14 protein-coding genes are annotated in these 16,254 nt (G+C 71.8%); 7 read left to right on the forward strand and 7 right to left on the reverse strand.

The window, feature by feature from the left end; all coding sequences use genetic code 11:
• Window positions 1-125 precede the first annotated feature (125 nt).
• Window positions 126-506 (reverse strand): hypothetical protein, encoded by a 381-nt coding sequence (locus tag BMW88_RS36220; RefSeq protein WP_089960155.1) that lies wholly within the window; start codon window positions 504-506, stop codon window positions 126-128.
• 438 nt (window positions 507-944) lie between these two features.
• The gene (locus tag BMW88_RS36225; RefSeq protein WP_245778300.1) at window positions 945-1,733 is read right to left on the reverse strand and encodes an ESX secretion-associated protein EspG; all 789 of its coding nucleotides are present in this window, start codon (window positions 1,731-1,733) and stop codon (window positions 945-947) included.
• 327 nt (window positions 1,734-2,060) lie between these two features.
• Between BMW88_RS36225 and BMW88_RS36230 the strand changes: the two genes are divergently transcribed.
• Both BMW88_RS36230 and BMW88_RS36235 read left to right on the forward strand, forming a co-directional pair.
• Window positions 2,061-3,164, forward strand: a complete 1,104-nt coding sequence (locus tag BMW88_RS36230; protein WP_089960383.1) for a sulfite oxidase — start codon at window positions 2,061-2,063, stop codon at window positions 3,162-3,164.
• A 97-nt stretch (window positions 3,165-3,261) separates the two neighbouring features.
• Window positions 3,262-4,863 carry an MFS transporter gene (locus tag BMW88_RS36235; protein ID WP_089960159.1) on the forward strand — a complete coding sequence of 534 codons (1,602 nt, stop codon included), beginning with the start codon at window positions 3,262-3,264 and terminating at the stop codon, window positions 4,861-4,863.
• 87 nt (window positions 4,864-4,950) lie between these two features.
• Here BMW88_RS36235 and BMW88_RS36240 read toward each other — a convergent pair whose 3' ends face one another.
• Window positions 4,951-5,895 carry a LysR family transcriptional regulator gene (locus BMW88_RS36240; protein WP_089960162.1) on the reverse strand — a complete coding sequence of 315 codons (945 nt, stop codon included), beginning with the start codon at window positions 5,893-5,895 and terminating at the stop codon, window positions 4,951-4,953.
• Window positions 5,896-6,001: 106 nt separating this feature from the next.
• Here BMW88_RS36240 and BMW88_RS36245 point away from each other — a divergent pair, with 106 nt between their 5' ends.
• A complete protein-coding gene (locus BMW88_RS36245) occupies window positions 6,002-7,390 on the forward strand; it encodes an aminopeptidase P family protein (RefSeq protein ID WP_089960163.1) in 1,389 nt (462 codons plus the stop codon).
• On the opposite strand, the gene BMW88_RS36250 is transcribed toward BMW88_RS36245, so the two are convergent.
• Window positions 7,385-7,891, reverse strand: coding sequence for a nuclear transport factor 2 family protein (locus tag BMW88_RS36250; RefSeq protein ID WP_089960165.1), 507 nt, complete (start codon window positions 7,889-7,891; stop codon window positions 7,385-7,387). The two genes, BMW88_RS36245 and BMW88_RS36250, sit on opposite strands and share 6 nt — an antisense overlap.
• 62 nt (window positions 7,892-7,953) lie before the next feature.
• On the opposite strand from BMW88_RS36250, the gene BMW88_RS36255 reads away from it, so the two are divergent.
• On the forward strand, window positions 7,954-8,835 hold the full coding sequence (locus BMW88_RS36255; RefSeq protein ID WP_218148348.1) for a LysR family transcriptional regulator: 882 nt from the start codon (window positions 7,954-7,956) through the stop codon (window positions 8,833-8,835).
• A 39-nt stretch (window positions 8,836-8,874) separates the two neighbouring features.
• On the opposite strand, the gene glpK (BMW88_RS36260) is transcribed toward BMW88_RS36255, so the two are convergent.
• Complete coding sequence (gene glpK / locus BMW88_RS36260) at window positions 8,875-10,368, reverse strand: glycerol kinase GlpK (protein WP_089960167.1); 1,494 nt, start codon at window positions 10,366-10,368, stop codon at window positions 8,875-8,877.
• 25 nt (window positions 10,369-10,393) lie between these two features.
• On the reverse strand, window positions 10,394-11,158 hold the full coding sequence (locus BMW88_RS36265) for an IclR family transcriptional regulator (RefSeq protein ID WP_089960169.1): 765 nt from the start codon (window positions 11,156-11,158) through the stop codon (window positions 10,394-10,396).
• A 243-nt stretch (window positions 11,159-11,401) separates the two neighbouring features.
• Between BMW88_RS36265 and BMW88_RS36270 the strand changes: the two genes are divergently transcribed.
• Genes BMW88_RS36270 through glpD form a run of 3 tightly spaced genes read left to right on the forward strand, consistent with a single transcriptional unit; the run spans window position 11,402 to window position 15,353 of the window.
• Window positions 11,402-12,172: an MIP/aquaporin family protein gene (locus tag BMW88_RS36270; RefSeq protein WP_089960172.1), complete on the forward strand. Its 771-nt coding sequence runs from the start codon at window positions 11,402-11,404 to the stop codon at window positions 12,170-12,172.
• A gap of 31 nt (window positions 12,173-12,203) precedes the next feature.
• Window positions 12,204-13,721 carry a glycerol kinase GlpK gene (glpK, locus tag BMW88_RS36275; protein WP_089960174.1) on the forward strand — a complete coding sequence of 506 codons (1,518 nt, stop codon included), beginning with the start codon at window positions 12,204-12,206 and terminating at the stop codon, window positions 13,719-13,721.
• An 18-nt stretch (window positions 13,722-13,739) separates the two neighbouring features.
• Window positions 13,740-15,353: a glycerol-3-phosphate dehydrogenase gene (glpD, locus tag BMW88_RS36280; protein WP_089960176.1), complete on the forward strand. Its 1,614-nt coding sequence runs from the start codon at window positions 13,740-13,742 to the stop codon at window positions 15,351-15,353.
• Window positions 15,354-15,387: 34 nt separating this feature from the next.
• On the opposite strand, the gene BMW88_RS36285 is transcribed toward glpD, so the two are convergent.
• Complete coding sequence (locus BMW88_RS36285) at window positions 15,388-16,242, reverse strand: helix-turn-helix domain-containing protein (protein ID WP_245778307.1); 855 nt, start codon at window positions 16,240-16,242, stop codon at window positions 15,388-15,390.
• Window positions 16,243-16,254: the final 12 nt, after the last annotated feature.

A 16,254-nucleotide genomic window follows, 5' to 3' on the forward strand; every position in this document is an offset into this window, starting at 1 on the left:
GGTGCGATCGCGACGCCCAGTTCTGCGGGTCCGTCAGGACCGGGACGTTCTCGATTCGACCGGGGTCGGTCTCGGGGGGCATGACCGCCTCGCCTCTCACGTCGGTGGCACCAGCCGGCCGCAGCTCAGCCGGCACCCATGTGCTTCTTCAGTTCGGCCTGGTGTTCCTCGTCGAGACGGGTGAAGTTCTCGATCGCCGCCACGATCGAGTTCTTCGTCTGCTCCAGCACCGCGCGGTACGCGGTCATGACGCTGACGAACGAGTACTGCTCACCTTCGGCCCGATGGGTGAACTTGTCGCGCATCTTGTCGACCACCGGGTTCGCACCCAGCGGCGCCGGACGGGCGATGCTGCTGTTCGCACGCTCGATCCACGAGTCGACCTGGTCGATCTGGGCCTGGAACTGCTTGCGGAGCTCCTCGCCCGCGGCCGGGTCGAGCTGCACCTGACCCGAGCTGACGGTCTCCCGCAACGGGACAGCGTCTTTGTCACCGACGATGTACATGCGGGCAGTATCGGTGGTTCTTCCGCGCAATGCTCGCTTTCCCCTGCACGAGTTACCAATTGAGACTCGTGTTCACAATGCGTTGTGACACAGTCAAACGGGCCTCTACCAGGTGAACGGCGTGTAACAAACGTGATCGTTTGCGCAGGTTGTGGGAGCGCTCTCCGCCTGCTGCCCGAGTGGGCGTCCCGCCCCTGTTCACACCGCAGAAGTGGAACTATGCCACAAGTCCCTGTGATCCAAATCACGTAGGGGAATACCTGGGATTTAGGGCGCTCTTGAGGTTTGTCGCGCCGGTCCGGTCTGTCACCGGATCGGGCTAATCGGTCGAACTGGGCGGACCCGTGCGGGCGCATTCCGAAGAGTACGCCCGCGACGCCGGTTCCGGGATCGGCGTGCGCCGGTTCCAAGAGGACTGACGGGCCTGCGGAACGCGCCTCACGCCAGCACGGCGTCGATCCGGGTGGCGATGCGCTCGTTGTCCGTGGGCGACAGGCTCAGCCAGCCGTCGGAGCGGACCATCAGGTACCGGCCCTGGTGGGTGTCGAACCAGTTGATGACCACGTCGGCGCGGTGCCGCCCGTGCGTCACGCCGAACTGCCCGCCGGCGACGCGGTTGGACGCGAGCTCGTCCATCTGCCTCGCGTCCTGTGCGGACAGTCCCGCCCTCAGCAGCGCCTGGCGGTCGTCGAGCTCGTCGTCGGCCGCGCCCCACGGGTCCTCGGAGTCTTCGTCGTCCTGCTCGGCTTCCTGCAGCGCGACGGCCTGCTGCAGGGTCTCGAGCCGCACGGACAGCGCGCTGCCGGGACCGGCCTCGCCCGCGGGGAGCACGCGGACGATCTCCCTGGCCAGCGCGGTCGGCCTGATCTCGGTGAGGCCGACCTCGTCGCCGTCGATCACGGCCAGCACGGCCTGGAAGCCGTTGGACGCGGCGAGCGCCCGCACGGTCCTGCCGAGCCCCGCGACGGCGTCGACGGACACCTCGTGGTCGTCGAGCACCCGGAACAGGTCGTCGAGCCGGGAGCCGGTCCCGATCCCACGCCGGCGCAGTCCCTCCAGCGTCCTGTCCTGCAGCGCTTTCCGTTCCTGCTCGGTGTCTCCCTCGCTGGGCACGTCGAGCGGGTACGGCATCCTGCCGAGCCGCAGCGTCTGCCACAGCACCTCGAACTCGCGGGTCGACAGCAAGTACTCGGGCGTGATCACGAGTGCTCGGACCTTCCTCTTCACCGGCGGCTGTCCGCGCAGTATCGAGCAGATTCCGGCGCGGTGGTCGCGGTTCGGCGCAGGCGCACCCGGCCGAGGTGGTCACCCGCCCCCCGGCGTGCAGGGGTGGGCACGCCGCGCCCGGACCGGTTCGAGGGCCCCTGAGCAGGTCTTTCGCGTGTCCTGGAAGTGTGCTCGGGCGGTCACCGGAGGGGCGGCGCCCGTCCGTTCACCCGGCTGGGCGAACTCGATCACACCTCGGTTGTGATCCGACTCACGGCCTCGTGCCTCCTGTTGAGACGGTTCCGCGATGTGGGAGGGCTGTTGTGGTGGGCCGATAGCGTCGTGCGCATGATTTCTCGCCGCGGCGTCCTGCTCGCAGCAGGACTCTCGTTGCTGCCGTCCAGGGCCTCGGCCGCGCCTTCGATCGTGAAGCCGCTGCCCGCCACCGACTTCGTCGTGCACGGCACCAACGCGGAAACGCGCTGGGAAGCCCTGCGCGGGACCGGCTCGCTGACGCCGGTCTCGAAGTTCTTCGTCCGCAACCACACCTCGACGCCGTTGCTGGACGCCACGTCGTGGCGGCTGCGGATCCACGGCTCCGGGGTCTCGCGCCCGTTGTCGCTGTCGGTGCGCGACCTGCGGGCGCTGCCGTCGTGCTCGGTCGAGGCGGTGATCGAATGCGCGGGCAACGGCCGGAGCTTCTTCACCTCGCAACAGGGCCAGGCGGTCGCGGGCACCCCGTGGAGGCTCGGCGGGATCGGCAACGCGCGGTGGCGCGGCGTGCCGCTCGGGCTGCTGCTGCGGCTCGCGGGACTGCGGGCGGGCGCGGTCGACGTGCTGCCGGCCGGGCTCGACGCCGACTACGTGACCGGCGGCGTGAACCTGGGCCGCGTGCGGCGCCCGCTGCCGGTGGCGAAGGCGCTGGACGACGTGCTGGTCGCCTATGAGATGAACGGCGCGGACCTGCCGCCCGACCACGGGTTCCCGGCGCGGCTCGTGGTGCCGGGCTGGGCCGGGATCGCGAGCATCAAGTGGCTGGGGTCGATCGAGGTGTCGACCTCGCCGCTGCACTCGCCGTGGGACACGCAGTACTACCGGCTGCTCGGTCCTGCCCATCCCCCCGAGGGGACGCCGGTGACCGAGCAGGTCGCCAAGAGCGCCTTCGAGCTGGCCTGGGGTGCCACGGTGCCCGCCGGTCGCCACGTGCTGACCGGGCGGGCGTGGGCGCCGGGCGGCGTCCGGCGGGTGGAGGTCTCGACGGACGGGCGGACCTGGCGGCGGGCGACGCTGGTGTCGCGCGGCGGCTGGACCCGGTGGCAGCTCCCGTGGCAGGCGGCACCGGGGGAGCACGTGCTGCGGGTGCGAGCCGACGACCAGCCCGACGAGTCGCCGTACAACACCCAGGGCTACCTGTTCGGCGCCGTCGTGCGGCACCCGGTGACGGTCGTCTGAGCCTTCACCACCTCAATAGCTTCAGTGTTGACCGAAGTCAATCCGGTGCGCGGCGCGCGGAGCTGCCCGCCGGCCGGGGAGGTGTGAAGATCGGCAGGTGACTGCCTCCGCTTGGGCGCCCCTGCGCCGCGGCGCGTTCCGCGCGTTGTGGCTGGCCCAGTTCGCCTCCAACATCGGCACGTGGGCGCAGACCGTCGGCGCCCAGTGGCTCATGGGTGACCTCGGCGGCAGCGCCCTGCAGGTGGCGCTGGTCCAGACGGCCACGACGCTGCCGGTGTTCCTGCTGGTCGTGCCGTCCGGAGCGCTCGGCGACATCCTCGACCGCCGGCGCGTGCTGATGTCCGGTCAGGCGCTGATGCTGGCGGGCGCCGGCGGGCTGGTGCTGCTGGCCGGCGCGGAGAGGGCGACACCCGCGAGCCTGCTCGGGCTCATCGCGCTGATGGCGATCGGGCAGGCGCTGTCGATGCCGTCGTTCCAGGCGATCCAGCCGGAGCTCGTGCCGCGCGAGGAGATCCCGCAGGCCGCGCTGCTCAACGGCGTCAACATGAACGTCGGCCGCGCGATCGGGCCCGCGCTCGGCGGCCTGCTGATCGCGCTGGCCGGACCGGAGGCGACGTTCGCGTTGAACACCGTCTCGTTCATCGGGGTGCTCATCGTGCTGGCCAGGTGGCGGCGGCCGTCGGACCACCGTCCCCTCGGCGCGGAGCACATCACCACGGCGATGCGCACCGGGGCGCGGTATGTGGGCAGCTCGCCGTTGTTCCGGCGGGTGCTCGCGCGGCTGTTGTTGTTCATCGTGTTCGGCAGCGGCCTGTGGGCGTTGCTGCCGGCGATCGCCCGCGGGCCGTTGCAGCTCGACGCGAGCGGGTACGGCGTGCTGCTCGGCAGTGTCGGCGCCGGCGCGATCGGCGGCGCGTTCATGGTGCCGAAGCTGTTGCAGCGCATGAGCAAGAACCGCATGGTGCTGCTGGCGACGTTCGTCTACGCGGCGGCGACCAGCACGGCGGTGCTGGTCGGCAGCATCGCGGTGGTGATCGTGGCGATGCTGCTGACGGGAGCCTGCTGGATCGCGACGCTCTCGACGTTCAACGCGACCGCGCAGGTCCTGCTCCCGGCCTGGACGCGGGCGCGGGCACTGGCCTACTACCAGCTGATCCTCATGGGCGGGCAGGCGCTCGGCGCGGTCGTGTGGGGTGCGATCGCGGACGTCCACGGCCTCCAGGCCGCCATGATCGTGCCCGCGGTGGCGATGGCGGCCGGTGCGCTGGCGGCGTCGCGGTGGCTGCCTCTGCTCGACCGGCCGCTCGATGTCAGTCCCGCGACCTACTGGGAGGAACCGCCCGAGGTCGACGAGACCGACGCCGGGCCCGTGCTGGTCACCGTCGAGTGGCCGGTGGCGGAGGAGAACGAGGACGACTTCATCGACGCCATGCAACGCGTCGGCAGGGCGCGCCGCCGCACGGGCGCCACGATGTGGGGCCTGTTCCGGGACACCGGCAAACCGGAGACGTTCCTGGAGACCTTCACCGTGGCGACCTGGCAGGAGCACCTGCGCCAGCACCTCGAACGCGGCACGGTCGTCGATCAGCAGAACCAGGAGGCGGCACGCGCGCTGGCCAAGGAGGCGCCGCAGGTGCGGCACCTGCTGTTCGCGGAACCCGGGAAGCCCGAGGAAGGTTCCCATAGCGGCAGGCTATGAGGGGCGGCCCTCCGGGCGCGCCTCACGGTTCGCGGGGAGTGGTGAGGCGGAGGTCGTGAGCGCGTCGCACCGGTTCGCCGTGGCGGCTCACCGCGCCGAGGCGAGGACCGCGCCCCGCTCCTCCCACCACGGCCGGAACACCGGGCTGGCCAGGGCCTGGTCGGAGTAGGCGGCCAGCACGTCGGCGAACACGCGACCGGCCTGGGCCGAGGTCAGCCGCTCCCGCCGCCAGCAGAACACCAGCCGCATCCGCAGCGGCGCCCCCGCCAGCGGCCGCACCGCCACCCCCGGACCGCCCTGCGAGGTCGGTTCCACCAGCGTCACCGCCTTGCCCGCCGCGACCAGCGGCCGCCCGGCCCCGCTCGGCATCTCGAAGCGGATCCGCGGCGCGAACCCGGCCGCCCGGCAGGCGGCGCGCAACGCCGTCAGCGACCCGTCCTCGGCACCGGGTGGCGCCACCCACGCCTCACCGGCCAGCGCGGCCAGCTCCACCTCGGGCGCGGCGGCCAGCGGGTGCGCGGCGGACAGGGCGATGTGCACCGGTACCCACGGCACCACGATCCGTTGCGCGACGCCGCGCGGCAGGCCCAGGTCGCTCTCCTCGTCGACCGCGATCACCGCCGCGTCGAGGTGGCCGTTGGCGAGGGCCAGCGCCAGCCCGGTCGACGACGGGTCCACGTGCAGCGTCACGTCGTCCAGGGTCGACTCGAGCCGGGAGTACAGCGCCGGCACGCACTCCATGTGCACCGAGCCGAACCGGGTCGGGCCGCCGCGGCTCGCCATGTCCGAGCCGAAGGCGTCCAGCTCCACCAGCAGCAACCGGGCCCGCTGGAGCATCTGGCCGCCCAGTGCCGTGGGCACGGCGCCGGCCCGGCCGCGTTCGAAGAGCTTGCCGCCCACCAGGCGTTCCACCCGTTGCAGCAGGGTGGTGAGCGACGGCTGGGAGATGCCGAGCTGCGTCGCCGCGCGCGAGAGGCTGCCCGCGTTCCCGATGGCGCAGATCGCCCGCAGGTGCCGGATCTCCAGTTCCATAGCCCGAGGCTATCGCCGTTCCGGATTGGCGGGACGTCCCGGCGGGCGGGAAGGCTGGTGGCGAGGCCGACCGGAGGGGTGCGAAGTGGCTCGGACACGCCGTGACATGGCGAAGCTGGTGGACGCGGAGGGCTTCCGCGCCCACATCCGCGAGGGCTGGGGCCCGTGGGACAGCTCGATCGACCTGCCGGAGGGCACCGCCGAGGCGGCCGGGGCGCACCGGGCGAGGCTCGCGGCGGCGTTGCCCGGCAAGCGGATCGCGCTGGCCGCGGGGCGTGCGCACGTCCGGTCCAACGACACGTTCCACGAGTTCCGCGCCGACAGCGACTTCGTGTGGCTGACCGGCTGCCAGGTCGAGGGTGCGGTGCTGGTGCTGTCCGGCCAGGACGCGACGCTGTTCGTGCCGGTGCCGTCGGAGGCCCACAGCGTCGACTTCTTCGGTGACGCCGACCGCAGCCCGTTCTGGATCGGCGCCGCGGCCGGGCCGCGGGAGTGGGGCGAGGCGCTCGGCATCACGGCCCGCCCGCTCGAAGACCTCGCGCACGCCCTGCGTGGCCGCCACCCCGGGACGCTCACGGCCAAGGGCGTCGACCCGGTGCTCGACGCGCTGACCGGTTCGCACAGCGACGAGCTGCGCACGACGCTCGCCGAGCTGCGCCGCGTCAAGGACGACTGGGAGGTCGGCCAGCTCCGCCAGGCCGTCGACGCGTCGGTGAAGGGCTTCGCCGACGTCGCCGCCGAGCTCGGCCAGGCCGTGCGCGGCGGGGGAGAGCGCTGGTTGCAGGGCACGTTCGACCGCCGGGCCCGCACCGAGGGCAAGGGTCCCGGGTACACCTCCATCGTCGCCGCCGGGCCGCACGCGCCGGTCCTGCACTGGACGCGGTGCGACGGCCGGGTCGGCGAGGACGACCTGCTGCTGCTCGACGCCGGTGTCGAGGTGAACTCGCTCTACACCGCCGACGTCACCCGCACGTTCCCGGTGAGCGGCGAGTTCTCCGCGGCCCAGCGCCAGGTCTACGACCTCGTGCACGCCTCGCACGTCGCCGCGCTCGCCGAGGTCAAGCCCGGCAACGACTACAGCGCCTTCCACCACACCGCCATGCGCGTGCTCGCCGAGGGCCTGCACGACTGGGGCCTGCTGCCGGTCGGCGTCGACAAGGCGCTGGACCCGGCCGGTCAGCACCACCGCCGCTACATCGTCTGCGGCACCGGGCACTTCCTCGGCCTGGACGTGCACGACTGCGCCGAGGCCCGGCCGGAGGCCTACCAGCAGGGCGTGCTGGAGCGCGGCATGGCGCTCACGGTCGAGCCCGGCCTGTACTTCCACCCGAACGACGAGACGCTGCCACCGGAGCTGCGCGGCATCGGCGTGCGGATCGAGGACGACCTCGTCGTGACGAGCGACGGCGCCGACGTCCTGTCCGACGCACTGCCGATCACCGCCGACGACGTCGCCGCGTGGGTGAGGAAGCAGCGCTCCCAGCCGGCTTCATGATCGGGTGCCGAGGCGTGCCGGGATCGGGGCGAGGGGGTACTGCCGCCAGAAGAACGCGTCGGCCGCGTGCTGGTCGGCGGCGAAGTTCACCGCCTCGACGATCTTGCGCCCCCGGATCCGGTAGGCGAGCGTCCACGTGATGTCCAGGCCGGCCGGCGTGGTGCTCCAGCCGCGGTGCATGTCCACGACCCAGTCGCCGTCGGCGGCCAGGAACAGGATCTCCGCGCGGAACCCCGACCGGCCGAGCTGCGCGAAGAAGGCGAGCACCTCGGTGGCGCCGACCTTGGTGCCGGCGAGCGGGTGGTGCCCGGGGATGCTCCAGCGGATGTCCGGGGCGAAGAAGGGCCGCAGCGCTTCGAGGTCACCGGAGGCGTAGGCGTCGTAGTAGCGGCGGATCAGGGTCACGTTGGGGTGCTCGGGAGCGGCCGAGGCCGCCGGCGTGGCCACGGCCGTGGCCGCCAGACCTGCCGTTCCCGCGCGGATCACGGTGCGTCGGTGCATGACCGCTACGCAACCAGCACGACCTCACGACGGTCCAATACCCGCCGCCATACGTTCCAGGCATGGACGTGGACACGCGGTTGCTGCGTTATTTCGTGGTCGTCGCGGAGGAGCTCAGCTTCACCAGGGCGGCGAAGCGGCTGTACGTCGCGCAGCCGTCGCTGAGCCGGCAGATCAGGCAGCTGGAGGCGCGGCTGGGCGCGGACCTGTTCACCAGGACCAGTTCCGCGGTCGCGCTGACGGCCGCGGGACGCGCGTTGCTGCCGGCGGCACGGCGGCAGGTCGCCGAGTGGCAGGAGTCCGTGCGGCTGGTACGCACCGCCGCGGCGGCGGAGCGGAACGTGCTGCGGATCGGGTTCGCGGCCACGGGCGGCGGTGACCTGGCGCGCAGGGCGCGGTCGGCGTTCACCCGGCGGTATCCGGGCGTGACCGTCGAGCCGAAGCGGTTCGAGTGGGGTGGCGAGGCGCGGGCGGTGCGCGACGGGCTGGCGGACGTCGCCTACGTCTGGCTGCCGGCGGAGCTGGACGGGTTGTGCTCGGAGGTCGTGGCGACCGAGCGGCGGTGGGTGGCGGTGAAGACGACGCATCCGCTGGCGTCGCGGGAGGAGGTCGGCATCGGCGACCTGCGCGACGAGCCTCTCATGTGGACGCGGGTGGCGCCGCCGGAGTGGGTCGACTGGTGGGCGGTCAACCCGCGGCCGGACGGGTCGGAGCCGGTGTGGGGACCGGAGAACGCCAACGTGGAGGAGATGCTGGAGCACGTCGCGACGACGTCGGGGGTGTGCATCGGACCGGAGTCGATGAAGAGCTTCTACGTCCACCCGGACCTGACGTGGCGTCCGGTCGTGGACATCGAGCCGTTGCGCATCGCGTTGGCGTGGCCGGAGCACTCGGCCAACGCCCTGGTGCACGCGTTCGTCGAGATCGTCCGCCGGCTGGCGTGACAGGGCGCGGGGTCTGCATCGGCGGCACCTCGGCAGGTCTCAAGTGGACGGGGTGGAGCGGGCCCACGCGAACGTGAGCTCCACGGCCCGCTTCCAGTTCGCGTACTCGTCCTCGCGGTGCCGGGCCTCCATCGCCGGGTTCCACCGCGCGGCCAGGTGCCAGTTGCGCCGCAGCCCTTCGAGGTCCGGCCAGTAGCCGGCGGCGAGCCCCGCGGCGTAAGCGGCGCCCAGCGACACGGTCTCCGCCACCAGCGGCCGCACCACGGGGATGTCCAGCACGTCCGCGATGAACTGCATCAGCAGGTGGTCGGCGGTCATCCCGCCGTCCACCTTCAACACCGGCGTCGGCGCCCCGAGGTCGGCGTTCATCGCGTCGACCACCTCCCGCGTCTGCCACCCGGTCGCCTCCAGCACGGCCCGCGCCAGGTGCCCCTTGTTGATGTAGGAGGTCAGTCCGACGACGAGCCCTCGTGCCTGCGCGAGCCAGTGCGGCGCGAACAGCCCGGAGAACGCGGGCACGATGTAGCAGCCGCCGTTGTCCTTCACCGTGCGCGCCAGCGTCTCGATCTCCGGTGCGCTGTGGATCAGCCCGAGGTTGTCGCGGAACCACTGCACCAGCGACCCGGCGACCGCGATCGAGCCCTCCAGCGCGTACGCCGGTTCGCCGCCGATCTGGTAGCCGATCGTCGTGAGCAGGCCGTGCTTGGAGCGCACCAGCTCGTCGCCGGTGTTCATCAGCAGGAACCCGCCGGTGCCGTACGTGCCCTTGATCGAGCCCTTCTCGAAGCACGCCTGCCCGAACAGCGCCGCGTGCTGGTCGCCCAGCGCGGCGGTGATCGCGATGCCGGGTACCACCCGCGTGGTTGTGCCGGAGATCTCGGTCGACGGCCTGATCTCGGGCAGCATCGGCGCCGGCACGCCGAAGAACTCCAGCAGCATCGGATCCCATTGCCGCGTCGAGAGGTTCATCAGCATCGTCCGCGACGCGTTGGTCACGTCGGTGACGTGCAGGCCGCCGTTGACGCCGCCGGTGAGGTTCCAGATCAGCCAGGTGTCCATGGTGCCGAACAGGACGTCGCCGCGTTCGGCCTTCGCGCGCAGCCCGGCGACGTTGTCGAGCATCCAGCGCAGCGACGGCGCCGAGAAGTAGGTCGCGAGCGGCAGGCCGCAGCGGTCGCGGACCTCCTCGATGCCGGGCTTGCGCCCCAGCTCGGCCACCAGATCCTCGGTGCGGATGTCCTCCCACACGATCGCGCGTCCGATCGGGACGCCGGTGTGCCGGTCCCACAGCACGAAGGTCTCGCGCTGGTTCGTGATGCCCATCGCGACGACCTGGTCGGCGGTGATCCCGGCTTGGCGCAACGCCTGCGGCACGATCCGGTCGACGTTGCGCCAGATCTCCACGGCGTCCTGCTCGACCCAGCCCGGCCGCGGGTGGTACTGGCGGTGCTCGCGCTGGGCGACCGCCACCAGCCGGGCGTTCTGGTCGAACACGATGCAGCGCGTCGACGTCGTGCCCTGGTCGACCGCCATCACAAACCGTTGCACGCCGAGCCCCTCAGTTCTCGTCGACGAGAGAAGTCGTGACCGCCTCGGCGGCCTGGCAGACCTGGCGCACGAGCGTCGCGCGCGGCCGTCCTGCGGAGTCGCACAGCCGGTCCGCGGCGCCGGAGACGCCGATCGCGCCCACCACGAGGCCGCCGGGGATCCGGATGGGCGCGGCGACGCTCGCCTCACCCGGCATGTACTCCTCGGCCTCGCCCGCCCAGCCCTGCCCGCGCACCTCGGTGAGCACCCGTTCGAGCATCTGGGGGCGCGTGATCGTCCTGCGCGTCAGCGACGTCAGCTCCCGCCGGCGCACGGTCGCCGACAGGTCCGGGTCGTAGGCGAGCAGCACCTTGCCGAGGGCCGTCGCGTGCAACGGCAGCATCGCGCCGATGCCGAGCGTCTGCACGGAGTCGTCGGGGCGGAACACGTGGTGCACCACGAGCACGGAGCCGTCGTGGTGCATGCCGATCCGCACCTCCTGACCGCTGCGCGCGGCCAGCGTGTCGGCCCAGTTGATCGACCGGGACCGCAGCTCGTTCGCGTCCAGGTAGGACGTGCCCAGGTGCAGCAGGGCCGCGCCGAGCCGGTAGCGGCCGGTCGCCTGGTCCTGCTCGACGAACTCGACCCGTTGCAGCGTGCGGAGAATCCCGTGCGCGGTACCCCGCGCGAGACCGAGCGAGTCGGCGATCTCCGTGAGACCGTGGTGGCCGGAGCCACGCGCCAGCAGCCGCAGCACGGCTGCGGCGCGTTCGATCGACTGAATGGGTCCCGGCACGCGTGAAACGTAATTGAGACGACCCGTGTCGGCAATGTCGAACCGGTATGGCCGGCATCGGCCCTGGAAACAGCCCTGAAACGCCTTGCCTGCGCGCAGCGTGACCGGCCGGTCACACGTTCGGGGGTGCGGGGTGTCGACATTGTCGAAACGCTGCCGTTGAGCAGCGGTGACGTGGCTCATTACGTTCCGCGTCAATCACCACGGGGTGATCAGCCGTTCAAGGACGAATGGGAGGCCAGCGTGGGTCTCGGGACAGTGTTCCTCAGCGAGGTGCTCGGCACGGGCATCTTGCTGTTGCTGGGTGCGGGCGTGGTGGCCAACGTGCTGCTCGCCAAGTCGAAGGGTTTCGACGGCGGCTGGCTGTTGATCAACTTCGGGTGGGGGCTCGCGGTCTTCGCCGGCGTGTACATCGCGTACAAGTCGGGTGCGCACCTCAACCCCGCCGTGACGGTCGGCATCCTCACCAGCGGCGCGGACGAGTTCGCCCCCGGTGTGCCGGTCGGCGTCGGCTCGACGCTCGTCTACTTCGCGGGTGAGATGCTCGGCGCGTTCCTCGGCGCCGTCCTCGCGTGGCTCGCCTACAAGCCGCACTTCGACGCGACGCCCGACGAGGGCCTCAAGCTCGCCGTCTTCTCCACCGGCCCGGCGATCCGCAGCTACGCCTGGAACCTCGTCTGCGAGATCATCGGCACGTTCGTGCTGGTCTTCGTCATCCTCGCGCTCGGCAAGACGCCGACCCAGCTCGGCCCGCTGGCCGTGGCGATGCTCGTCGTCGGCATCGGCGCCTCCCTCGGCGGTCCCACCGGCTACGCGATCAACCCGGCTCGCGACCTCGGCCCGCGCATCGCGCACGCCCTCCTGCCGCTGTCCTACAAGGGCACCGACGGCGAGGCCGCTCCCGCCGGTGCGACCGGCAAGAAGGACTCCGACTGGGGCTACGCGTGGGTGCCGGTCGTCGGCCCGGTCGTCGGCGGCGCGCTCGCCGGCATCGTCGCCGCGCTCGCGTTCTGACGTGTTCTGACCATCCCGAAAGGACTTCCCGATGACGCAGTACGTCCTCGCCGTCGACCAGGGCACGACCAGCACGCGGGCGATCATCTTCGACCACGGCGGCTCGATCGTCGCCGTGGGCCAGAAGGAGCACGAGCAGATCTTCCCGAGAGCGGGCTGGGTCGAGCACAACCCGGTGGAGATCTCCGAGAACACCCGGTTCGTGATCGGCCAGGCCCTCGCCAAGGCCGACCTCAACACCGGCGACCTCGCCGCCGTCGGCATCACCAACCAGCGCGAGACCGCGGTGGTGTGGGACCGTCGCACCGGCGAACCGGTCTACAACGCGATCGTCTGGCAGGACACCCGCACCCAGGCCATCGTCGAGGAGCTCGGCGCCCTCGGCGGCGGTGCCGAGCGCTACAAGGCGAAGGTCGGCCTGCCACTCGCGACCTACTTCTCCGGTCCCAAGATCCGCTGGATCCTCGACAACGTCGAGGGCGCCCGCGACCGCGCCGAGGCCGGTGACCTGCTCTTCGGCAACACCGACACCTGGACGCTGTGGAACCTCACCGGCGGCCCGAACGGTGGCGTGCACGCCACCGACGTCACCAACGCGTCGCGGACCATGCTGATGGACCTCGACACGCTGCAGTGGGACGCCGACATCGCCGCGGAGATGGGCATTCCGCTGTCCATGCTCCCGGAGATCCGCTCCTCCTCCGAGGTCTACGGCACCGGCGGCCCCGGCGGAGTGCTCAAGGGCGTACCGATCGCGGGCATCCTCGGCGACCAGCAGGCCGCGACGTTCGGCCAGATCTGCTACGAGCCCGGCACGGCCAAGAACACCTACGGCACCGGCAACTTCATGCTGCTCAACACCGGCACCGAGAAGGTGATGAGCGAGAACGGCCTGCTCACCACCGTCTGCTACAAGATCGGCTCCGAGGCGCCCGTCTACGCGCTGGAGGGCTCGATCGCGGTCACCGGCTCGCTGGTGCAGTGGCTGCGCGACAACCTCGGCATCATCGGCTCGGCCCCGGAGATCGAGACGCTGGCCCGGTCCGTCGAGGACAACGGCGGCGCGTACTTCGTACCCGCGTTCTCCGGCCTCTTCGCCCCGTACTGGCGTGCGGACGCGCGCGGCGCGGTCGTCGGCCTGACCCGGTTCGTGAACAAGGGCCACCTCGCCCGCGCCGTGCTGGAGGCGACGGCGTTCCAGACCCGCGAGGTGCTGGACGCGATGAACGCCGACTCCGGCGTGCCGCTGACCGAGCTGAAGGTCGACGGCGGCATGGTCGCGAACGAGCTGCTGATGCAGTTCCAGGCGGACGTGCTCGACGTGCCGGTCGTGCGCCCGGTCGTCGCCGAGACGACCGCCCTGGGCGCCGCCTACGCCGCCGGTCTGGCCGTCGGCTACTGGTCGTCGCTCGACGAGCTGCGCGCGAACTGGGCGGAGGACAAGCGCTGGACGCCCGAGCTCGCGGCCGACGAGCGGGAGCGCCAGTACCGCAACTGGAAGAAGGCCGTCACCAAGTCGTTCGACTGGGTCGACTCGGACGTCCGCTGACCGTCTTAGGAGCTGAAGTTGTTCGCAAGGCTGGATCCGGCTCGGCGCGCTGACGCGGTGCGCTCGTTGAGCTCCACCGAGTTCGACGTGCTCGTCGTGGGTGGTGGTGTGGTCGGCGCGGGCGCCGCTCTCGACGCGGCGTCGCGCGGCCTCTCCGTCGCGCTGGTCGAGGCAGACGACTGGGCGGCGGGCACGTCGAGCCGGTCCAGCAAGCTCGTCCACGGCGGGCTGCGGTACCTGGAGCAGCTGGAGTTCAAGCTGGTCCGGGAGGCGCTGAAGGAACGCGGGCTGTTGCTGCGCCGGCTCGCGCCCCACCTGGTGCGGCCGGTGCCGTTCCTCTTCCCCCTGAAGAAGCAGTGGGAACGCGCCTACGTCGGCGCGGGCGTGATGCTGTACGACTCGATCGGCGGGGCCGGTGCGGTGCCGATGCACCGGCACCTGTCCCGGCGCCGGATGGCCGCTGTCGGACCGTCGCTCGACTCCGATGCCTTCGCCGGCGCGATCCGGTACTACGACGCGCAGGTCGACGACGCCCGGCTGGTGCTGACGCTCGTCCGCACCGCCGCCCAGCACGGCGCGACCGTGCTGTCCCGGGCCAGGGTGACCTCGTTGCTGCGGTCCGGCGGGCGGGTCACCGGGGCCTCGGTCCGCGACGAGGTCTCCGGCGTCACGCACGTGGTCCGGGCCCGGCGGGTGATCAGCGCGACCGGCGTGTGGACCGACTCGCTCAACGCGATGTCGCCCGGCAACCCGCCGTTCCGCGTGCGGATGTCCAAGGGCGTGCACGTCCTGGTGGACCGCTCCCGGATCCGGCTGGACGGCGGGCTGATCACGCAGACCGAGAAGTCCGTGCTCTTCGTGATCCCGTGGGGCGCCTACTGGATCATCGGCACCACGGACACGCCGTACTCCGGCGCCCCCGAGGACGTCGCCGCCACTCCCGAGGACATCGCCTACATCCTCGACCACGTCAACGCCGTGCTGCGGTCGCCGTTGTCCGCGGAGGACGTCGTCGGGTCGTACGCGGGACTGCGGCCGTTGCTCGACGGAGCTTCCGGGGACACCGCCCGCCTGTCGCGCGAGCACGCGGTGGCCGAGCCGGAGCCCGGCTTCTTCGTGATCGCGGGCGGCAAGTACACGACCTACCGGGTGATGGCCGCTGATGTCGTCGACGCGGCTGTCTCCGGGCTCGGGCGCGCCGTCGCGCCCTCGCTGACCTCGCGGCTGCCGTTGTGCGGTGCCGTCGGGTTCCACGAGCTGTGGGCGGACCGGACTCGTGTCGCTGCGGAGTCCGGCCTGCCCACGTCCACTGTGGAGCGGTTGCTGCGCCGGTACGGCTCGGCCGTCTCCGACGTGCTGGCGTTGATCGCCCAGGACTCCTCGCTGGCTTCGCCCGTCGGCGGGTACCTGGCGGCCGAGATCGTCTACGCCGTGACGCACGAGGGGGCGTTGGGGCTGGAGGACGTGCTGGCCCGGCGCACCCGGATCGCCATGGAGCACCTGGACTCCGGGGCCTTCCTGGCCGAACGGGTCGGCGCGCTCGTGGCGGAGGCGCTGGGGTGGTCCGCGCAGGAGCGGGATGCCGCCGTGTCGGCCTACCTGGCCGCGGTCGGGGCGCCGGCCCAGGGGTGATCGCGCTCCGCCCGTGGACCGACGCCGTCCGGGCTCAGAGCTGGTGGGTGACCAACGTGTGCACCTGTGCGCCCTGCTCGCGGCGGAGGGCGGACAGGTGTTCGGAGATCCTGCGGCGGGACTGCGCCTCGGTCAGCGCCAGCGACTCCAGCAGGTCGAAGAGGGCCCGGCCGCGTTCCACGGCTTCCTCGTCCTGGGCGAAGAGCGTGGCGAGGTCGGACTCCGCGCAGAGCACGGGCGGGGCGTTCTCGAACTCCAGGAGCGCGCAGGACGGGTGCAGGGCCGCCGCGGTGGAGCCCGAGGGCACGATGCGCACGATCTTCGAGTCGGCCAGGAGGGCGCGGTACTGGTCCTCCATCACCCCGGCGTCGCCGAGCACCGTGTCCAGCGCCCGCTCGTGCAGGTAGAAGAGGCACTCGGGGCGGTTCGGCCGCCGCAGGACCGACTGCCTGTCGACCCGCAGCCGCAGGCCCGCCTCGCAGTCCTCCCGCGGGGCGCGGCCGGTGGCCACGTGCAGGGCCTCCGCGTAGGCCGGCGTCCGCAGGAGCGGGTGCACGGTCATGACGTCGTAGGCGGTGATCTTCGTGGCGACCGCCTCGGACATCGCGATGGTGCGGACCTCGTCCGGCGCCTGGACCACGTACGGGTCGAAGGCGTGGCGGTAGCGGCGGAGGAAGTCCTCCAGGTAGCCGGTGTCCTTGCCGCAGGCGGTGACGTACTGGGCCAGGTCGACCTCACTGGCCCTGAGCTTGCCGTGCTCGAGGGTGGAGACCTTGCTCGGGTCCCAGCCCAGCCGGTGGGCCAGGCCGCGGCCGCGCAGGCCGGTGCACCTCTGCCTCAGGCGGCGGAGCTCGTCGCCGAGGTCCCTGCTGTACGCGGTGGAAGTCATGACGGTCACGAG

Source organism: Lentzea xinjiangensis, assembly GCF_900110955.1.
Classification (GTDB): Bacteria; Actinomycetota; Actinomycetes; order Mycobacteriales; family Pseudonocardiaceae; genus Lentzea; species Lentzea xinjiangensis.